This is a genomic window from Pseudomonas helleri (genome assembly GCF_001043025.1).
Classification (GTDB): Bacteria; Pseudomonadota; Gammaproteobacteria; order Pseudomonadales; family Pseudomonadaceae; genus Aquipseudomonas; species Aquipseudomonas helleri.
The window spans coordinates 468,781-489,020 of record NZ_JYLD01000001.1 but is presented as its reverse complement, the minus strand read 5'-3'; the positions used below and the strand labels follow the sequence as shown (position 1 = coordinate 489,020).

Sequence of the window (20,240 nt, the reverse complement as noted above, 5' to 3'; positions counted from 1 at the left end):
TATTATTTCCATGGGTAATTAGTAGTAATCGGCCAAAAAGTAGTCAAACGGATGCATCTAGGATATATGGGGTAATTTAAAGTAGGATCGGATGGTGCAAATAGTTTTCTGACTTTTTATTTGTGTTATTTATTAAGTCAGAAAACTAGAGCAGTGCAAGATTTTGCGCGATGAGTTTAGTAAATATAATTGTTGTTCGGGGTGTATTCTTTTCTTTCCATGAGGTTTACTTTTTTGACCGAGTGTCCATGTTTTAAGAATTTGTAGACGAAATACCTAGAGACTTTCTCTTCGTGCGTAGAAAGAATTATTTGTTTTTCTGAGAATTCATTTCTGAGTAGCTCGACTAGGGAAGACATATTTATGTCATCCATCGTCTGCACTGGGTCGTCAATAAGAATGGTGGAAAAAGATTTTGCATAAACTTTGTTCAGCGCAAGAGCTAGGGATATCACAACGGCTGATATTTGTCCGGAACTCATAGTGTTTAGGATGTCATGGTCACTTCTCCAATTAGAAACAAGTCGAACATTTTTTAGCTCATCTCCTCCAGTTGGGTCTTTAATAAGAACACCTAGGCCTAATCCTGCCTGATGGGCTTGAAGTATTTTTCCGGAGTAAATATAAAATGGTATTTCGATGTCGGTTATAAGTTTTTTCCTGTATTGTCTAATTTGAGTGCGTAGAGTTATCATTATTTCAGTTAGTTCTTCCCCTAATTGCTTTAGGGTTAAAAATTTTTTGTCGAGCGCAGTAAGTTCTATTACAATATTTTGGAGTGAGTTGAAATAATTTTCTTGGATATACTGCGTCTTCTGATCGGCCCATTCTGCGATTTCGCTCAATATATTTTTGGGGTCGCTAGAAAAATAGTCTCGAAAAATCCTATCAAATACATTGCCACTGTTTGCATCGTGATAATTTTCTGCTGGTGCGCCAGAAGCATTTCGAATACGTTCTGATAACTCGCCGACAGCGTGCTGAATATCGGCATCAGTTCGAAGTGATGGAAGGTCTACAGTTAAAAGATCTTCAAATTCTATGTTTTCACGTAGCAGCCATGCGTGTAGTTTTTTTAGTGTATCTTGATTGTCTCTTGCTCGGGCTAGATTATTTAGGTCGTTTTCAGAAGGAGAGGGAGCTTTCTCTAGAAGGCTTTTTATTTTCTCTATCAGAGGCGCTAAGTGTTTCTTGTAAAAATATTCCCTCATTGTTACTAATAACGTCGCCTGATCATTAAGAAGAGTTTTAATTAGATTTTCATGATCAGAGACTGCTGCAGTTAGTAGATTGTGGGTTTCATATGGATGCCCACATAATAGACAGTTTCTCTCATCAGGTAAGACGGATAGAGCCCCGCTAAGGTAATTATGATGTTTTATTATGTCGCTATAGAGTTTGTCTAAACCTGAACTCTTTTGTTCCTCTAGGATCAGTTCGTCAAGTTTTTTGTTGAATTCTAAAGGAGGTGCAGATTGTAGAACTCCAAAAAGATCTTCAGTCGTTGATATGTCTTTTATCCGTTGGAGGTTGCCGGAGTTCAATGTACTTAAAGTCTGACGAAGAAAGCTGTTTCTTGCACCAAGTTTTTGAAGGTCGGTTATTTTGCTCAAAAAATTGAATGATTGTATAAAATATCGTATCGGCTCTATTCGTTGTGATGCTCTTGAGTAAGATCTCAGTCTTAAATAATCAGCTTTATGATTTATAAAATATTTTATATGGCTAACTTCCTCAAGGAAATGACTCAGCTTTTCTTGAGATAAAATCCCTAGGTCTGCCTTATCCCATTCAGGTGTCGATTTTTTTTCTACAAGGTGAGGTAGTAAAAAAAAATGCAGGGACTTTGAGGTGTTGGTTAAGTCGGTAATGTTTGAAATATTGTATGTTGATTTTATGTGCGATATTTTTTGCCAGGTGCCTTTTTTTAATGCGTCAATTTTTTTCTGTATGGAATTTAAGTGGGATAGCTTGTCTTCAGCCTTCTTTGTGTCACCGAAAAGCTGAGATAGCTCCTCCGCACGTTGTGCTTCGTTTTTGGATTTAAGAAAAATAGCAGTTTCTTCCTGTTGTATATAATGGAATAAACTGAAATCTCGAGTGAAGTTTTTGCTGTCAAGGTAGTTTCCGATTTGTGTCGAGTCAACCGCTTGCCACTGTTCGTCAATCATTTCATAACTTTGCCAGAGCTCCTGAAATTTTGAAATTTTTCTGGCGTCTCTGGGGATAGGGTCTTTAAGTTTTCTAAGTATTGCATGCTCTTTTGAGTTGTCATCCTTGAACTCAAGAATTACCTCGACTTCTTGTGCTCCATCGTGAGCGACCACAATATCTGTCGGATTTTGACGGTTTTCTAATGCGATTAGGCGCGAAATGTTGCCTGTTAATGCTAGTTCAATGGCGTCGAATACTGAGGTTTTTCCATATCCATTTGGGCCATCCATAAGAATAAGTTTGTTGTCTTCAAAGTTTATTCTGTATGGGATCGGGCCAAATACCTTGAAGTTTTTGAATGTAATTCCTTTTAGTTTAATCATGATATGTTATTCCATGCTTCAAAGATCAGTTTCTCAGTGTCTTCTTCAGATGCATTCAAGTCTAACAGTAGCAGTTTGTTGTAAATGGTTCGCTGTTCAAGTGTTAGTGCTTTTTCGATGCTGATTTCTAAATCGATAAGGCTTTTTGCTTTTGGTTGATAAGAAATAAACGGTAGTTTCATGATTATTTTTATGAGCAGCGAATAGTGATTATTGCGGTTCTTGGTTTGTTCTTTGAATGCGCGAAACTCATTTCCTGAGTCGGAGTTTATTATGGTGTTTATAAGTTCATTTGAAAGTTTTTGAAAGGAGTGGTCGCTGCCGCAGAACTGTTCTAGACCGGTAATTTCACCTTTGGTGTAGATGATAACGTTTTTCTTGAAGTTGTAATGATCCTCCTCAAGTTGAAACGTTAGCTTGCGTGTTGTATTCGCGGCTTCACAGCAAATAATCATTGTGCAGTTTTTGGCAAATGATTTTTTAAGGTTTTCCATGGAGCAAAATTTGTTGAAAAGTAGGTCGGCACCTTCATTAAGCAGATACTCTGTCGCTTGCGCAGACTGTGTTATTGCTTCAATAACAACAAAATACTCTTCTCTGTGAGGCGCCTCTTTTGGTTCAAATAGGGAGTGTATATATCCATCAAGGCTATGGTTGTTAGGGACTTTGCAGTAACCATTGTTTAAAAAAATATTATAGATATGCTCACTTAACATTTAGCTCATCCTTAGCCATCTGAATGGGTATGAGTCGTATATTCTCAAGGATGCTTTCTCTTCGCTGACGCATGTCAGCACCAACTTGATCTGGAGCTGTTGTGTGACTTCCGAGTTGGGATGGAAGTTTTGTTATAAGTGCTCCATCATAGATTAGCGTGCTTATCTCAAACAACGTTTCTATCATGTTTGGGTTGTTAATCACTTTTCGAGCAATAATGCTCGCTGGAAATCCTGACTGAATCGTGGTTGGTAAGTAGTACTCAGTAGGCTTTAATGTTGTGCTGTAAGTTATTTTTTTACTAGCTTTGTCGTGTTTAGACTTTTCGTAGTCAATCTCGTTGAATATTTTTATAAGAACCAGAAAGACACCTTGGAGATCGGTGTTGAATGCATTTGATAAATTGTTTGATGTGTCAATATATTCGTGGGGCGAAAAATTTCTGTGGTAGTCCCAGAGATCAATTGCGCTCAGATTGGAAAGTAAAGTGTAAATAGATCTCAAGTTGCATACAGCACCGTTATCGAGCTCTGGCTCAATGTAAAGCTCAGGGTATGTCATGAATTCGTCAAATTTACTTAAAAATTGATTTTTGAATTCGTAGGCAAGGTATTCAGAACTGACATCTTCGAAGTCATGGCTCAGAATCGATAATATTTCATTAAATGATATCGGAATCGGAGAGCCGCCAGTGTTTTTGTGTCGCTCTATGATGTGTTTGTCCGTATACCCAAGCAAGTAGTGAAAAGCATTTTTAAGCTGTTGCGGTGTGTTGGTTATACCGCGATTGGAAAAGCTTAAGGAGAGTTCTTCTTCAACTTTTTTATTTATATCATCAAGGTCGCAGAAATTTTTTCCGTCAGGGTATCCGTAGGGTTGAATTCTTTTTACGGCATCATCAGTTATGTTTCCAATGCTCTCTAGCAATGTAACCAAGTTTTTTTCGTTTGTACTTGGAAGCGCTAGTCGTATTATTGCTGCTAATTTTTTTATAGAAACTTTGGTGCTAGCAGCCTGTTCAATTATAGTGCTCCCATCTTTTTTTTGGCAGTTACTATATTCGTTTACAATATCGCTAAAATCGCTGGCGATAGATTCCGTGAAGGTTTTATTCTTTTTAGGGTTAATTGGATTCCATGTGTGTATGTACCCTTGTGCACTTTTTTTGTTATAAAGCTCGAGAGTTATTCCTACGAGTGCCTTGCTATAGGAGCTGAAGCTGGAATTTTGGTAAGCTTTAACTTGGTGAAGCGATATAGGAGTATTTTTTAATCTTACTTCGAAATCTTCGGTGTTTTCTAAAACTAGACTATAGTCAGTAAAATCAAAGTCTGCGGCCTTTTCATTTATTAAACGCAGAGCGTAGTAAAGGGCAACTTTCCCCTGATAATTAAACCCGCTCCACGATGGAGATGCATCATGAGCCATCAGAAAACTCCAGCTTAGACTTATGGTTGAAGCCACCGTAAGGAGCTGGGTATCGAATTCATTCCTGACCGCGTCTCCTTACGCACGATCTATACTAAGTCATTTTTGATGGCGATACGCCACTTCTGTGACTTTGTTTACGGAGCTGAGGAGAGAGCTCTCTTTTACTTAAGAGGTCGCTTGCGTATCTTGCTGTGATGGGAGTCCACCATTAAACCCGGTGCAAGCAGGTTGTGGCTAACGTCGGGTGAGATCTGTTCGGCAAACCTAAGTGCGTCACGAATATGATCATCTGCCTTAATCCTGCGAGGAACCAGATCGGCAACCTTTGGTGCCTTCCTGGATTTTGATCTTGCCGTATTGCTCTGCCTCATGTTTAAACGCGGTAGGTGGGCCAAAATAGCCTCGCGTAAGCGCCTGCCGGTGGCTGGCGCCAACTGCGCGATGGCCGCGACACGTGGCATTTCGTGTTCGCAGAGCACTTCGACGATTCGCCTCACCTGTTCGCGGTCTTGGCCTTGCGGCACTGAGTGACGAACACTGGCCCTCTGCATTCTCAACGCCTTGCTTGGCTCGGTACTTTCACGGGCTGATCACCGCGAAGCGCAGCCATAGTCCGGTTCACGCTGGACAATCGGTTTTGCGCGGTGGCGATGCCTACAGCGCTTTGTTCAACTTGCTGACGCAGATATTCGGCGTATTCCAGTAAGGTCTGCCATTTAATCTGCCGCGCTTCGTTAAACCCCGGCCCATCCTCCGGACACCAACGAACAAACGCCTGCCAGCGTTCATTGTGCGCGTTGACCGTACCGTAATGCCCCCGCCAAACAGATCGCGCAACGCCTGGGGCCCGGCATAACTCAGTTGCCGTCCATATCCAAAATTCCGCCCATCCCGTCTACCTACCAATGCCATGATCAAACTCCTGTCGAAGCCAAATCTTTGAAACTTTCCCCTTGTCATTCCGCCAAGAATGCTGAGTGTTATCAGGGAACAAGGCCCTGCGATCCATGGGGGATGTCCACTAACGCAGGATTGATGGCTCTTTAGCGCCGGGAGCTTGGGCATCTGATGCTCCGGTCTCTTGAGCACTTCAGAGGAGGCAGGCGGATAGAGGTTGCATTGTCTAACGAGACCAATGCTCCGAGATCTTGAACCGGGTTAAAGCAGCAATACGATAACCGGGGCATGCCTGTCAGTCAGGCACAGTTCATTCCCCCCTGCGCTGCGGCACAATCATCTACATCCCTGCTACTGGTGACTTCGGTGCCAGTCACTCGATTTTCACGAGGAGGAATACCTCAGGCATGGACGCAGTTAAGAGGGGTAGGTAGGCCTGATGCAGGCGATAAACGCTCCAAAACTAGCCCCATCTCCCGTACTGAATCAGGTTGAGAGCGATCAGCGTTCAGCCAAGTATTGCCGCCGGGCAGCCCACTTCACGGGTTACTAACAACCCACCCCATCCCCAGCGGCTTGGCCATGCTGACTATCTTCGGATGTGCATCGATCGCCCGCAGTTTGGATTTGAGTTTCTGTTTCAGGTCTGCCAAATCGACGCGGGGCTGGTGGGTGGCGGGTTGTTCAATATGCACGATGACTTGAAGCCTTTCGCAACCGAGTACCGCTTTGCTGAGGGTTTTCTCGTCAAGCGGAGTGCTGGCATGAAGACGGGCTGGCAGTAACGCAGCCAAAGTGCACAGCACTTTGTTTACGATGGTTTCTGCCAGCTCTGAGGGCTTTCCGGCATCGGGGTGTCGATAGTCTTTGACTTCAACCAAGAAGGCTACTTTTTCAGGTGACAACACCAGAATGTCGACTGCTTGCAGGTTGTTGCGCAATGTCATGAAGTGACGCCTGTAAAAGGACCACTCATCAAATTTGCTGGCTTGCCACGTGTCTGGGAAGGTGAATATCAGGCCATCGACATCGAGCGCCGCCATGCTCAATCCTCCAGCGCTAAATAACGATCTGACTGCTGAAGACTTTCCTCAAGAGCGGTGATGTCACCAATGTCGTACAGACTGGGCCCTTGTTGAACGGTGATGCCGTTGTCGGTGGCTTGAAGACCAAAGAAGGCGGTGTCGAGTTTTTTCTGTGCCAGCAAGATTTCCAGTTCGCGCAGCAGAAACAGGCTGTGAGTGGCGATGAATACCTGGATGCCGCTGTTGCTCAGTTCAACGATGGTCTTGGCCACTTGTTTGATCAGGTGAGGATTAAGGTTGGCCTCGGGCTCATCCCAGAATAAGTAGCCTTGATCCAACAAAGCGCCGGTGCTGATCAGGCGTGCGAGCATGCCCAGTTTGCGCAAGCCTTCTGCAACCAATGGCATTTCCATCAAGCCGTTGGCGTTGCGCAGGTAAAAGCGCCCGCTTTTATCGAGTTCGATGCTGCCTTGCATAGCGTCTTCGAGTGGAGCCAGTAGCTCACGAATACGCTGTAATTTTGGCCCTTTACGCATCAGCCCGCCGAGCAGGCGGCAGGTGTCGCGCCATGTCTCTTCAAATTCCAGGTAGTGGTTTTCATACACGGCCAAGAAGTTTGGATAGATGGTAAGCAGTTCGCGTGTAGGCAAATAGGCTGGGGCTGTTTTCAGCCATTGCTCGGGCAACTGCTCGATGCCAACTTCGGTTTTGCTGTTGGTTGCAAAGCCAAATGCCAAGTCGTAAGCCGAGTCAGTAAAGGTGAGTTTGATATCGCAGCGCCCGCGGCCAGGTCTGCGCCTAACCAATCGACCCAGGGTCTCAGGGCGAAAAACGCCTATTAATTTATCAGCGAGACTTTTCTGCAGGATGGTTTTTGTCGGTTGGGAAGATGCCAAGTGGGGCTTACTGCCTTCTTCCCAGCATGTCGCGAGGCCCGAGTAAGCCAGCTTCAGCAGATGCGTTTTGCCTGCACCGTTTTCACCAACAATCACGTTGAGTTGTTTGCCGAAGCGTAGGTTCGCTTCTTCAAATACCGTGAATTCTTTGATGTCTAGCTGCTTCAGCATAATTTCCCCGAGATAAAAACCCGCGTTACATCGTGATGTTGCTTAGATACAGGCCGTACCGACAACATAACCGCCGCCAACCAAGACTTAAACCCCAGAAACAAAAAAGGCCCACCTTGCGGTGAGCCTTTTTCGGTATTGCGTATGGTGCCGGCACCAAGAGTCGAACTCGGGACCTACTGATTACAAGTCAGTTGCTCTACCAACTGAGCTATACCGGCGTTATGGGCGAGGAGTATACGCGGATGGCGTGGCTTGTAAACCCCTGATTACAGACTATTTTCACGATTCTTTTTGCCGCTGGGGTGTGGCGGGGTGGCGTTCGCTGAAGTACTGGCGCAGAAACTCGACGGTGACGCGGATTTTGGCGGAGTTGGCGAGGGGGGCGGTGTAGACGGCCCAGATGTTGGCTTGTTGTCGGTAGTCCTGGAGGATGTGCACCAATTTGCCGCTTTCGAGGCTCTCGCGCACGTCCCAGTGGGAGCGCAGCAGGATGCCTCGTCCATCTATCGCCCATTGGTGGACGACTTCGCCGTGGTTGGCGGACAGGGCGCCGGTGACTTTGACGCTTTCTTCGCCTTCCGGGCCTTGCAGGCGCCACAGGCCGAACGGGTGGTCGCGCTCTTTGATCACCAAACATTCGTGGCCCGCCAGTTCGGCCAGGGTGCGCGGTTCGCCGTGGCGTTGCAGGTACTCGGGGCTGGCGCATAAAACGCGGGCGTTGTTGGCCAGCAGTTTGGCGATGAGGTTGGGGGCGATGTTGTCACCAATGCGGATGTCGAGGTCGAAGCCTTCTTCGATCAGGTCCACCAGGCGGTCGAACATGTCAAAGCGGATGTCCAGGGCCGGGTAGCGCTGGGACAGTTCGGAGAGTGCGGGGCCAACGTGGCGACGGCCCAGGCCGAAGCTGCTGATGATTTGCAACTGGCCGCGCGGCTCTTGGTGCAGGGCCGAGACTTCGTCGCTCATCTGTTCGACTGCATCAAATATATGCAGCGCCCAGCGGTAGACGCGTTCGCCGTCATCGGTCACGGCCACGCGCCGGGTGGTGCGGTGCAGCAGGCGCACGCCGATGTTGTGCTCCAGCAACTGGATGCGCTTGCTGACATACGCCGGCGACACGCCCAATTCGCTGGCGGCGGCGGCAAAGCTGGAGCGGCGGGCCACGATCACGAACACGCGCAGGTCTTCGAGGTTGGGCAGATTATTCACGAACCGTGTCTTATCCATCTTCACTTCGCCTGATTATCTTTCTTTTGGCGCTTTATACCATGGGCCCACTGTCCATTTTCAAGAGTGCCCCCCATGAGCAAGACATTCAAAATTGCCGCCATCGCCGGTGACGGTATTGGTAACGAAGTACTGCCAGAAGGCCTGCGCGTTGTGGAGGCGGCGGCTAAAAAGTGGAACCTTGATCTGTCGATCGAGGTCATCGAGTGGGCCAGCTGCGACTACTACGAGCGCCACGGGCAGATGATGCCGGACGACTGGTTTGAGACGCTCAAGGGCTTTGACGCGATCTATTTCGGCGCTGTGGGCTGGCCGGACAAGGTGCCGGATCACATCTCGCTGTGGGGTTCGCTGCTCAAGTTCCGCCGCGACTTTGACCAGTACGTGAACATCCGCCCTGTGCGTCTGTTCCCGGGTGTGCCGTGCCCGTTGGCAGGCCGCGAGCCGGGCGATATCGACTTTGTGGTGATCCGCGAAAACACCGAAGGTGAATATTCCTCGGTGGGCGGGCGCATGTTTGAAGGCACCGAAAACGAATTTGTCCTGCAAGAGTCGGTATTCACCCGACGCGGTGTGGACCGCATTCTGAAGTACGCCTTCGACGTGGCCAAAGAGCGTCCGCGCAAACACGTGACCTCGGCGACCAAGTCCAACGGTATCTCCATCAGCATGCCGTACTGGGACGAGCGCACCGAAGCCATGGCGGCGAACTACCCGCAGGTGACGTGGGACAAGCAGCACATCGACATTCTGTGTGCGCGCTTCGTGCTGCAACCCAACCGTTTTGACGTGGTGGTGGCGTCCAACCTGTTTGGCGACATTCTGTCCGACCTCGGCCCTGCCTGCGCCGGCACCATCGGCATCGCGCCGTCGGCCAACCTCAACCCCGAGCGTAATTTCCCGTCGCTGTTCGAACCGGTTCATGGCTCAGCGCCGGATATCTACGGGCAAAACATTTCCAACCCAATTGCGATGATCTGGTCGGGCGCGCTGATGCTGGAATTTTTGGGCAAAGGCGATGAGCGTTATCAGGCGGCACACGATGGCATTTTGCGCGCCATCGAGGACGTGATTGCCAGTGGTCCGAAAACCCCGGATCTGGGTGGCAAGGCCTCGACTCAAGAAGTCGGTGCAGCCATCGCCGCCGCCCTGGCGTGAGTTGACCAAACGGCGCTGATCAGCGCCGCGAAATAGACGCTTCACAAGCCTGCGAAACCCCCCGAGATACGGGGACTTTCGCGGGCTCTTTGGCGTGTTGAAACAGCCGTTTTAGACGTGTGAAATTTCAACAATTCCAGTTGCAAAAGCTTAAATCTCGGGGCATATTGTTAACCGAAAGGTATGCGTTAACCAGTGGTTAACGCTCAGGGTTCAACGATATGGAAGGAGTCCCTAACAGCTGTAAACGCTGATCTAGAGCCACGCAGTAAGAGAAAAACTCTCTATCTGGAGACTTAAATGTCCAATAACAATAAAAAAGATGTCTTTTTGATATCAACTAGCCTGATTGCTGTACTGATTACCGTTGTAGGTCTTGCCGTTTATCCGCAACAAGCCGAAGTCACCGCCAATATGCTGTTTGAGCTGTCGTCTCGGACGTTTGGCACCTCGGTGCAAGTGTTTGTGTTCTGCTGCGCCCTGGTGGTGCTGTACATCGCGTTCAGCAAGTACGGCAACATTCGCCTGGGCAATGGTAAAGCTGAATACCCGACCGTGACGTGGGTGTTCATGTTCATTTGCGCCGGTATGGGCTCGTCGACGCTTTACTGGGGCGTGATGGAGTGGGCGTATTACTACCAGACGCCTGGTCTGAACATTGCCGCAGGTTCGCGTGAAGCGCTGGATTACAGCGTCAGCTACTCGTTCTTCCATTGGGGTATCAGTGCCTGGTCGCTGTATGCCTTGTCGTCGTTGGCGATGGCTTATCACTTCCACGTGCGTAAGAAGAGCGGCCTGAGCCTGTCTTCGATCGTCGAGGCAGTGACCGGCTTCAAAGCGCACGGCCCAGTGGGTCGGCTCGTCGATCTGGTGTTCCTGTTGACCATGTTCGGCGCCTTGACCGTATCGCTGGTGCTCACCGCGTCCACCTTGACCCGTGGCCTGTCGGCACTCACCGGCATGCCGGACACCTTCGTCACGCAGTTGTCAGTCATTGGTGTGGTGGCGGTGGTGTTCTCGCTCAGCTCCTACATCGGTATTGCCAGTGGCATGCAGCGTCTGTCGAAGATGGTGTGCATCGGTGCGCTGGTGTTTGCGGCCGTGGTACTGGTCGTGGGCCCAACGCAGTTCATCATCAACAACACGGCCAACTCCATTGGTCTGATGATGCAGAACTACGTGCACATGAGCCTGTTTACCGACCCGCAAGGTGACGGTGCCTTCACCCGCAACTGGACGGTTTTCTACTGGTTGTGGTGGGTGTCCTACGCGCCGGGTGTTGCGATGTTTGTGACCCGTGTGTCCAAGGGCCGCAAGATGAAAGAAGTGGTCGCGGCGATGTTGATGGGCGGCAGTTTTGGCTGCTGGTTCTTCTTCGGCACGCTCGAAAGCTACAGCATGCATCAGTTCATCACCGGCGCTATCGACGTACCGCGCATCCTCACGGAGCAGGGCGGTGAAACAGCGGTCGAGATGTTGCTGAACGCCTTGCCGTTCGGTCAGATCTTCCTCGGGGTTTACCTGTTCATCATGGCGGTGTTCTGTGCCTCGCACATGGACGCAGCGGCCTACGCCGTAGCAGCCACCAGCACCCGCAATATGCAGGAAGGCCAGGACCCATCGCCGACGCACCGTCTGTTCTGGTGCATCGCCTTGACCCTGATCCCGCTGGCGATGTTGTTTGCCAAGGTGTCGTTGTCGACCATGAAAACCGCGGTGGTGCTGACGGCGATTCCGTTCCTGGTGATCCTGATGACCAAGATCTACGGCTTCCTTACCTGGATGTTCAAGGACTACGGCGCGATGCCGGCTTACTTGATCGAGGAAGAGTCGGTGGAGCGCGAGCAGAACCTGGATTACGTCGCCCCGTTTGAAAACGTGACGCCCGCACCGGGTGCTGCAACCAAAGCCAAGGCGGTACCCGCAGCCCTGAGTTAAGTGTTGCTGACTGAACCACGCGCAGGCTCCGGCACCACGGTGCCGGGACCTGAGCGATTTTTTTTGCGTGTCGTGTTAACCATGGGTTTCTTGTTATTCATGGGTTACACAAAAACAACCCGAAACAGGGTGTCGAGCACAACCCTCTTAAGCGCTTGAGAGAGAAAAAGAATGAACACAATCGTGAAATTGCCTGCTGACTTCTGCACCAATGCTGACGTAGCACACACTATTCCGGCGTCGTACTACACCAACCAGGACGTGTTCGAGGTCGAAAAAGAGAAGATTTTCGCCAATACCTGGATCTGTGTCGGTCACCGTAGCGAAGTGGCCAACAGCAACGACTACATCACCCGTGAAGTCATCGGCGAAAGCATCATCGTCGTACGCGGTCGTGACAACGTGCTGCGTGCGTTCTACAACGTGTGCCCGCACCGTGGTCACCAATTGCTCAGCGGCAGCGGCAAAGCCAAAAACGTCATCACCTGCCCGTACCACGCCTGGACCTTCAAGCTCGACGGCGAACTGGCACACGCGCGCAACTGCGACAACGTGGTCAACTTCGACAAAGAAAACTCCAGCCTGGTGTCGCTGCGCGTCGAGGAATACGCCGGTTTCATCTACATCAACATGAATAACGAAGCGGGCACCGTTGAAGAACAACTGCCGGGCCTGGAAGCGCGCCTGCGCGAAGCCTGCCCGGTGGTCGATGACCTGCATCTGGCGGCGCGTTTTGTCAGCGACACCCCGGCCAACTGGAAGTCCATCGTCGACAACTACCTGGAGTGCTACCACTGCGCCCCGGCTCACCCGGGCTTCGCCGATTCGGTGAGCGTGGACGAGTACTGGCACACCCTGCACGGCAACTGGTCGTTGCAGTTTGGCCATGCCAAGTCGTCAGAGAAGTCCTTCAAGTTCGACGAATCGCTCAAAGACCCGTCCTTCAGCGGCTTCTGGGCCTGGCCGTGCACCATGTTCAATGCGCCACCCGGCGGCAACTTCATGACCGTGATCTACGAGTTCCCGGTCAGTGCGGGCGTGACCATGCAGCACTACGACATCTACTTCCTCAACAAAGAGATCACCCCCGAGCAGCAATCGCTGATCGAGTGGTACCGCGACGTGTTCCGCCCAGAAGACCTGCGTCTGGTCGAAAGCGTGCAACGCGGCCTGCAATCGCGCGGCTATCGCGGCCAAGGCCGGATCATGGCTGACCGTCAGCGCAGCGGCATGAGCGAACACGGCATCGCGCACTTCCACAACCTGATCGCCGTGGCCCACCTGGACGACTGATCTGCCGGGCGCCGCAGCCATGCTGCGGCGCCCTGGCCCTATTTAGAGGAGTGTCCTGCGTGCAGCTCAAAGACCCCCAATTGTTTCGTCAACAGGCGTTTATAGATGGCGCCTGGGCAGATGCCGACAGCCGTCAGACGGTCGACGTGACCAACCCGGCCCAAGGCCAGCTGCTGGGCAATGTGCCGTTGATGGGCGGCGCCGAAGCGATCCGCGCCATCCAGGCTGCCGACGCCGCGCTGCCGGCCTGGCGTGAACGCACGGCCAAAGACCGCGCGCAGATCCTGCGTCGCTGGTTTGAACTGATCCTGCAACACGAAGACGATCTGGCCCGGATCATGACCCTGGAACAGGGCAAGCCACTGCACGAAGCGGTGGGTGAAATCCGTTACGCGGCCTCGTTTATCGAGTGGTTTGCCGAGGAAGGCAAACGCGTTTATGGCGACGTGATCCCTTCCCCGTCCAGCGACAAACGCCTGATTGTGGTCAAGCAAGGCATCGGCGTGTGCGCGGCGATCACGCCGTGGAACTTCCCCGCCGCAATGATCACCCGCAAGGTCGCGCCTGCGCTGGCCGCCGGGTGCACCATCGTGGTCAAACCGGCCAACGAAACGCCGTTTTCGGCGCTGGCCCTGGCGGAACTGGCGCAGCGTGCAGGCATCCCGGCGGGCGTGTTGAACATCGTCACCGGCGACGCTCCGGCCATTGGCGCGCAACTCACCGGCCACCCGCTGGTGCGCAAATTCAGCTTCACCGGCTCGACCCCCATCGGCCGTTTGCTGATGAGCCAGTGCGCCGAAACCATCAAAAAAGTCTCGCTGGAACTGGGCGGCAACGCGCCGTTTATTGTGTTTGCCGACGCCGACATTGATGCCGCCGTCGAAGGCGCCATCGCGGCCAAATACCGCAACGCGGGCCAGACCTGCGTCTGCGTTAACCGCTTCTACGTGCACGACGCGGTGTATGACCAGTTCGCCAGTAAGTTCGCCGCCAAGGTGGCTGAACTGAAGGTCGGCCATGGCAACGCGGCAGACACCCAGATCGGCCCGCTGATCACCGTTAAGGCGGTGGACAAAGTCCGCGCCCTGATCGACGACGCCGTCAGCAAAGGCGCGACCTTGCTGCTGGGCGGCCAGGTGCATGCGCTGGGTGAGCAGTTCTTCGAGCCGACCGTGCTGGGTGACATCAAGAAAGGCATGTTGCTGCTGGACGAAGAAATCTTCGGCCCGGTTGCGCCGCTGGTGCGCTTCCACTCCGACGCCGAAGTGCTGGCCCTGGCCAACGACACGTTGTACGGCCTCGCGGCGTACTTCTACAGCCGCGATATCGGCCACGTGTGGCACATCGCCGAGCAACTGGAGTACGGCATGGTCGGCATCAACACCGGGCTGATCTCCAACGAAGTGGCGCCGTTTGGCGGGGTCAAGCAATCCGGCCTGGGGCGCGAAGGTTCCAAGTACGGGATAGACGATTACCTGCAACTGAAATACCTGTGCCTGGCGGTCTGAGCCGTCAGCACCGGGTTTTAAATCAGGCGGCACGCGCGTGCCGCCCTTTACCGCAGTAGAGGTTTTGCGATGGCCAACTCTTATCAAATGCTTGCCGCCCGTGTGATCGGTGTCGAGCAGGTAACGCCGCTGATCAAACGTTTTACCCTGGTACGCCAGGACGGCCAGCCGCTGCCCGACTTCACCGGCGGTAGCCACATCATCGTGCAGATGAAAGACGCCGACGGCCGTCAGCACAGCAACGCCTATTCGTTGATGAGCGACCCGCGCCAGACCGCCAGCTACCAGATTGGCGTGCGTCTTGAGGAGCAATCCAAAGGCGGCTCGGCGTTTATGCACCAACAGGTCGAGGTCGGCACCGAGCTGATGATTTCGACCCCCAACAACCTGTTCGCCATCGACCCGAAGGCGGGCAAACACATCCTCATCGCGGGCGGGATCGGCATCACCCCGTTCCTCTCGCAAGTGCACGAACTGCGTGACGCGGGCGCCGATTACCAACTGCATTACGCCTTCCGCAGCCCGGAACACGGCGCGTTTCACGACGAGCTCAGCGCGGGTCCGCATGCCGAACGCACGCGCACCTACGCCGACAGCCTGGGCCAATCGCTGAATCTGGCCGAGCTGATGGGCAACCTGGACAGCGACGCGCACGTGTATGTGTGCGGCCCTAAACCGCTGATCGATGCGGTGATCGCCACCGGCAAACAACTGGGCCTGGCTGACGAGCGCGTGCATTGGGAACAGTTCGCCGCCGCGCCGATCACCGGCGGTGCGTTCACCCTGGTGCTGGCCAAATCCGGTCAGGAATTGCGCGTCGAAGAAGGCATGAGCATCCTCAAGGCCATTGAAAAAGCCAATGTCGACGTCGAATGCCTGTGCCGCGAAGGCGTGTGCGGCACCTGCGAGACGCGCATCCTTGAGGGGCAAGCCGAGCACAACGACCAATACCTGAGCGACGACGAAAAAGCCGCCCAGCAGACCATGATGATTTGCGTGTCGCGGGCCCGTGGCGAACGCCTGGTACTGGACTTATAAGCCTCACTTCCGTGATCGGGTCGAGGGCCGCAGGCGTGTGTGTATAATCGCAGCGCCCTGCGCCTCACGTGATCACGGATATGTCATGACCGAAGATAGCTTTGCCTTTCGTCTGAAGGAGCTGCTCGAACACCACAAAATGACCCTGCAAGCGGTCGGTACGGCCTTGGGTATTTCCCGCACGGCGGTGCACAAGTGGACCCGTGGTGGCGAAATCGACTACAGCAATTTGCGCAAACTGGCGGACCTGCTCAAGGTCAACTGGGTGTGGCTGCGCTATGGCGAACAGGCGGTGCAAGACCTTCAGGGCACCACGTCGGTTGAACTGCCGATGACCGATGTGCGGCGCAAGTACATTGCCGACATCATGGAAAGTGAAGCGCGCATGACCCTGGCCCAGGAAAACGCCGGGATCGTGACCTGGGAATGGAACCTCATCACCGACGAGGTGTTTTATTCGGCCAACGTCGAGCGGGTCTACGGCTGGCAGGTCAACCGCAACGAAGACTTCTGGCCGCACGTACTGCCCGAAGACGAAGTGGTGATGAACGAGCTGTACCGCGAATGCTTCGCCAACAACACCCCGTACGAATATGACTTCCGCATCTTCCGCCCGGATGGCGAGATGCGCTGGATCTCATCGCGGGCCATGCCGCTGAACGACAGCGCCGGGCGCCCGGTGAAAATGATCGGCATCAGCATGGACAACACCGCCCGCAAAACTGCCGAGCAATCGCTGCGTAAAAGCGAAGAAGCCTTTCGGGCCTTGTTTGAACTGGCGTGCGGCGCCATGGCTTACGTCGACCTCGACGGCCGCTGGCGGCGGGTTAACGACAGCTTGTGCCAGTTGTTGGGTTACAGCGAACAAGAGCTGCGGGCGCTGACCTTTCAGGCCATCACCCACCCCGACGACCTGCAAATCAACCTTGAGCAGTTGCAGCGCCTGCTGGATGGCGAAATCAGCAACTACGACCTCGAAAAACGCCTGCTGTGCAAAGACGGCCATTACATCTGGGCCCACGTGCGCACCTCATTGCAGCGCAACTCCCAGGACGACAGCCCCGAGCACTTGATCAGCGTGATCGACGACATCACCCAGGAACGCGCCGAACGCCAAGCGCTGCTGGACCGCATTGCTGAGCTTGAAGGCCAGCTCTAACCCTCAAACGCTGCACACACCCACTGTAGGAGCGAGCTTGCCTCGCGATCTTTTAAAAGATCAAAAGATCGCGAGACAAGCTCGCTCCTACAACAGGCCGTTTTCGATTAACTATCTGTGGTGGAACCCCAGCTCAAACAGCGTCCCGCTGTCGTCGCTTTGCACGCGCACTTCGCCGCCATGCAGTTGCATGATCGACCCCACAATCGCCAAGCCCAGCCCGCCTGAATCACCAGGCTGCGAGCGCGAAGGGTCAACCCGGTAAAAACGATCGAACACTTTGCCCACATGCTGCGGCTCGATGGCGGGGCCGATGTTGTGCACGCCGATCCAGCAATACTCGGCGTCTTCACGCTGCACCAGCCTGATCACCGAATCGGGCTCGGCATGCCGCACGGCATTGGCCAGCAGGTTGCTCAGGGCCCGCTGCAACAGATGCAGGTCTGCGGTCAGCGTGCCGCTGAGCGAATTGCCCAAGCGCACGCCACGGTCTTCAGCCAGCGCGTCAAAGTAATCACACAGCTCGTCGCCCACCGCGCGCAGGTCCTCGTTTTGCAGGTGCAACGGCCGTTGCCCGTGCTCGGCGCGGGCCAGGAACATCAGGTTCTCGGCCATGCGGTTCAGGCGTTCGTACTCTTCAATGTTGGACGCCAGCACGTCCTGATACTCCGCCGGGCTGCGCGTCTGGTTCAGGGCCAGGCTGTTGCTGCCCAGCAGGTTGTGCAGCGGCGTGCGGATTTCATGGGCCAGATCCGCCGAGAACTGCGACAGCCGCGCAAAGTTGTCCTCAAGGCGCGCGAGCATGGCGTTGAGCGCCAGCACCGGTTCTTTCAATTCTGTGGGGACGTGGTCGACCGGCATGCGTTGGTCAAGGCTGCGCGGGTTAATGCCGCGCATGGCCTGGGCCAGTTCGCGCAGCGGTTTCAGGCCACGGCGCAACAGCAGCAAGCCCAGGCCAAACGCGAGCAGGGCGCCCAGCCCGACCGCCATGTACAGACGTAGCCGGTAACTGGCGAGCATCTGCTCACGCTCTTGCAGATGCATGCCCACGGTCACGTTCAAGCGCTCGTCCGCCGGGCCGTCGGCCACGCCGCTCAATAAGACGAGGTTGTCCACTGTCTGGATATCGCTGCGCTGTGGCATGCGCTCCTGTGGGAGGGGCTGCACAGGCGGCAGCGCTTGCTGATGCGGGTTGATCGTGATCACCGGGCGGCCGTCGCTGTGGGTCACCAGCAGCAGGCTGTCACGATTGCCCAGCATGTTTTGATACAGCCGGGGGCGCTCTTGCAGGGCTTCGAGGCTGTCGCTGTCGTGCAGCAGGGCGCGCATGCGCTCAAGGCGACCGAGCAGCGCCATGTCATCGCGAAAGCTCAGCTCCGAGGCCAGTGAGCGATATAGGAACACACCGATCACGCTGAGCACCAGCGCGCAGGTCAAGGCAATGGCCAGGGCCAGTCGCCAGGCGATGGATCTATTCATCGGGCGCTTCCAGCTGATAGCCGACGCCGCGCACGGTGTGGATAAGTTTTGGCATGTACGGATCGTCGACCTTGGCGCGCAACCGGCGCACGGCGACCTCGACCATGTTGGTGTCGCTGTCGAAGTTCAGGTTCCACACCTGCGAGGCAATCAAGGTGCGCGACAACACTTCGCCCTGACGGCTGGCCAGCAACTGCAACAGCGCGAACTCCTTGTTGGTCAGGTTGATGCGCTGACCGCCCCGGCTGACGCGGCGGCGCAGTACGTCGATCTCAAGGTCAGCAATGCTGTACGACTCGGCTTCACGCATCGGGCCACGACGCAGCAGCGTGCGCACCCGGGCCAGCAGTTCGGCAAAGGCAAACGGCTTGAGCAGGTAGTCGTCCGCGCCCAGTTCAAGGCCGCGCACGCGGTCTTCGATGGCGTCTTTGGCGGTTAAAAACAGCACCGGCGTGGCGCCGCGTTGGCGAATCAACTGCAGCAGTTGCCAGCCATTAAGCCCCGGCAGCATCACGTCCAGAATGACCAGGTCGTATTCCTGCTGCTCAATCAGGTAGCGCCCGTCCAGCCCGTTCAAGGCCACATCCACGACAAAACCTGACTCCTTAAGGCCCTTGGCCAGGAACTCAGCTGTCTTGGCTTCGTCTTCCACCACTAACAAGCGCATCGCACACCTCGATCAATCGTCTGAACAGGCTAGGCGTGTTCGCCGGTATTGCCTATTACAAACTTGTAATCCAACTGACGGGGTTCTGACGGGGGGCGCTGGTTAAGGTGGCGCCATTCGAACAGGAGCTTGCTGATGAAGCTGAAAAATGTGCTGTTGTGGGCTGCCTTGGGCACCGCTGGCGCCGCCCAGGCTGCGCCGGATTTGCCGCGCAATGCCGACCTCGATCTGGCCACGGCCCAGCAACTGGCCGCTGCTGCGCTCAAGCACTGCAGCGGGGCGCTGAACGTGCTGGACCGCGGTGGCAACGTGTTGCTGGCGCTGCGCCCCGAGGACATCGGGCCGCACAACCTGCTGGCCAGCCAGCGCAAAGCCTACACCGCGCTGTCGACCAAAACGCCAACCCGGCTGTTTGCCGAACGTGCACGCAACAACCCGGAAGCCGCCAACCTCAACTCCATCCCTGAACTGCTGTTGTTAGGCGGTGGCGTGCCGCTGTTTGCCGGCAGTGAACTGGTCGGCGCCATGGGCGTGGCCGGGGCGGGCGGCGCCGAGCAGGACGAAGCCTGCGCGGTGAGCGCTGCCCAACAGATCGGCTTGACCACACAACGCAATTAACCCGGAGGATCACACATGAAACGGTTGAAAATCACTTTGGCGGCCTTGGGCCTGAGCGCTGTTTCGAGCGTCGCATGGGCGGCGGGCAACCCGCTGAGCGTGCACGTACTGAACCTGGAAAACGGCTTACCGTCCCCGGGCGTTCACGTCACTCTGGAGCAGCAGGTGGGGCAGAACTGGCAGATGCTGAGCCAAGGTGTGACTAACGAACAAGGTCGCATTGGCGAATTGTTCCCGGCCCAGCAGACGCTTAAAGCGGGCGAATACCGCGTGGTGTTCAAAACCGGCGAATACTTCAAAAAGGCCGGGCGTGACACCTTCTTCCCGGAGATCCCGGTGATCTTCGAAGTGAAAAACGCCGACCAGCATTACCACATCCCGCTGCTGCTCAGCCCTTACGGCTTCTCGACGTATCGCGGGTCGTAGGTTCAGTGACTAACCCTGTAGGAGCGAGCTTGCCTCGCGATCTTTTGATCTT

16 protein-coding genes, 1 tRNA gene and 1 pseudogene are annotated in these 20,240 nt (G+C 54.0%); 8 read left to right on the top strand and 10 right to left on the bottom strand.

Translation table 11 applies throughout. The features are described from left to right. Positions 1-176: 176 nt before the first annotated feature. The 8 genes and pseudogenes from TU84_RS02095 to TU84_RS02060 form a co-directional block, all read right to left on the bottom strand. Complete coding sequence (locus TU84_RS02095) at positions 177-2,537, bottom strand: ATP-binding protein (RefSeq protein WP_048366834.1); 2,361 nt, start codon at positions 2,535-2,537, stop codon at positions 177-179. Continuing rightward, the gene (locus TU84_RS02090) at positions 2,534-3,253 is read right to left on the bottom strand and encodes an ABC-three component system middle component 1 (protein ID WP_048366833.1); all 720 of its coding nucleotides are present in this window, start codon (positions 3,251-3,253) and stop codon (positions 2,534-2,536) included. Before TU84_RS02090 ends, TU84_RS02095 begins: the two co-directional genes overlap by 4 nt. After that, the gene (locus TU84_RS02085) at positions 3,243-4,682 is read right to left on the bottom strand and encodes an ABC-three component system protein (RefSeq protein ID WP_048366832.1); all 1,440 of its coding nucleotides are present in this window, start codon (positions 4,680-4,682) and stop codon (positions 3,243-3,245) included. The genes TU84_RS02090 and TU84_RS02085 overlap by 11 nt, the downstream gene beginning before the upstream one ends. A 218-nt stretch (positions 4,683-4,900) precedes the next feature. Then, positions 4,901-5,597, bottom strand: a pseudogene (locus tag TU84_RS26405) (integrase domain-containing protein); the annotation flags it as partial. A 524-nt stretch (positions 5,598-6,121) separates the two neighbouring features. After that, positions 6,122-6,625, bottom strand: coding sequence for a hypothetical protein (locus tag TU84_RS02075; protein ID WP_048366831.1), 504 nt, complete (start codon positions 6,623-6,625; stop codon positions 6,122-6,124). 2 nt (positions 6,626-6,627) lie between these two features. Beyond that, positions 6,628-7,674, bottom strand: coding sequence for an AAA family ATPase (locus TU84_RS02070; RefSeq protein ID WP_048366830.1), 1,047 nt, complete (start codon positions 7,672-7,674; stop codon positions 6,628-6,630). A gap of 145 nt (positions 7,675-7,819) precedes the next feature. Continuing rightward, positions 7,820-7,895: transfer RNA gene (locus TU84_RS02065), tRNA-Thr, on the bottom strand. Between the two features lie 61 nt (positions 7,896-7,956). Then, positions 7,957-8,904 (bottom strand): LysR substrate-binding domain-containing protein, encoded by a 948-nt coding sequence (locus tag TU84_RS02060; RefSeq protein WP_088500274.1) that lies wholly within the window; start codon positions 8,902-8,904, stop codon positions 7,957-7,959. A gap of 75 nt (positions 8,905-8,979) precedes the next feature. Here TU84_RS02060 and TU84_RS02055 point away from each other — a divergent pair, with 75 nt between their 5' ends. The 6 genes from TU84_RS02055 to TU84_RS02030 all read left to right on the top strand — a co-directional run bounded on the left by TU84_RS02055 (position 8,980) and on the right by TU84_RS02030 (position 16,998). Further along, positions 8,980-10,062 (top strand): tartrate dehydrogenase, encoded by a 1,083-nt coding sequence (locus TU84_RS02055; RefSeq protein ID WP_048366829.1) that lies wholly within the window; start codon positions 8,980-8,982, stop codon positions 10,060-10,062. A gap of 300 nt (positions 10,063-10,362) precedes the next feature. Further along, positions 10,363-12,000 carry a BCCT family transporter gene (locus TU84_RS02050; RefSeq protein ID WP_048366828.1) on the top strand — a complete coding sequence of 546 codons (1,638 nt, stop codon included), beginning with the start codon at positions 10,363-10,365 and terminating at the stop codon, positions 11,998-12,000. A 171-nt stretch (positions 12,001-12,171) separates the two neighbouring features. Then, positions 12,172-13,293, top strand: a complete 1,122-nt coding sequence (locus tag TU84_RS02045; protein WP_048366827.1) for an aromatic ring-hydroxylating oxygenase subunit alpha — start codon at positions 12,172-12,174, stop codon at positions 13,291-13,293. A 59-nt stretch (positions 13,294-13,352) separates the two neighbouring features. Continuing rightward, positions 13,353-14,801, top strand: a complete 1,449-nt coding sequence (locus TU84_RS02040) for an NAD-dependent succinate-semialdehyde dehydrogenase (protein WP_088500359.1) — start codon at positions 13,353-13,355, stop codon at positions 14,799-14,801. 69 nt (positions 14,802-14,870) lie between these two features. Next, positions 14,871-15,839, top strand: a complete 969-nt coding sequence (locus TU84_RS02035) for a PDR/VanB family oxidoreductase (protein ID WP_048366825.1) — start codon at positions 14,871-14,873, stop codon at positions 15,837-15,839. A gap of 85 nt (positions 15,840-15,924) precedes the next feature. Beyond that, positions 15,925-16,998: a PAS domain S-box protein gene (locus tag TU84_RS02030; protein WP_048366824.1), complete on the top strand. Its 1,074-nt coding sequence runs from the start codon at positions 15,925-15,927 to the stop codon at positions 16,996-16,998. 111 nt (positions 16,999-17,109) lie between these two features. Here the strand turns inward: TU84_RS02030 and TU84_RS02025 are convergent, their stop codons facing one another. Next, complete coding sequence (locus TU84_RS02025) at positions 17,110-18,477, bottom strand: heavy metal sensor histidine kinase (RefSeq protein WP_048366823.1); 1,368 nt, start codon at positions 18,475-18,477, stop codon at positions 17,110-17,112. Continuing rightward, positions 18,470-19,144 carry a heavy metal response regulator transcription factor gene (locus TU84_RS02020; protein WP_048366822.1) on the bottom strand — a complete coding sequence of 225 codons (675 nt, stop codon included), beginning with the start codon at positions 19,142-19,144 and terminating at the stop codon, positions 18,470-18,472. Before TU84_RS02020 ends, TU84_RS02025 begins: the two co-directional genes overlap by 8 nt. A 135-nt stretch (positions 19,145-19,279) precedes the next feature. On the opposite strand from TU84_RS02020, the gene TU84_RS02015 reads away from it, so the two are divergent. Both TU84_RS02015 and uraH read left to right on the top strand, forming a co-directional pair. After that, positions 19,280-19,762 carry a GlcG/HbpS family heme-binding protein gene (locus TU84_RS02015; RefSeq protein ID WP_048366821.1) on the top strand — a complete coding sequence of 161 codons (483 nt, stop codon included), beginning with the start codon at positions 19,280-19,282 and terminating at the stop codon, positions 19,760-19,762. 15 nt (positions 19,763-19,777) lie between these two features. Beyond that, entirely contained in the window at positions 19,778-20,188 is a 411-nt protein-coding gene (uraH, locus tag TU84_RS02010; RefSeq protein WP_048366820.1) for a hydroxyisourate hydrolase, read from the top strand. The last annotated feature ends 52 nt before the right edge of the window (positions 20,189-20,240 follow it).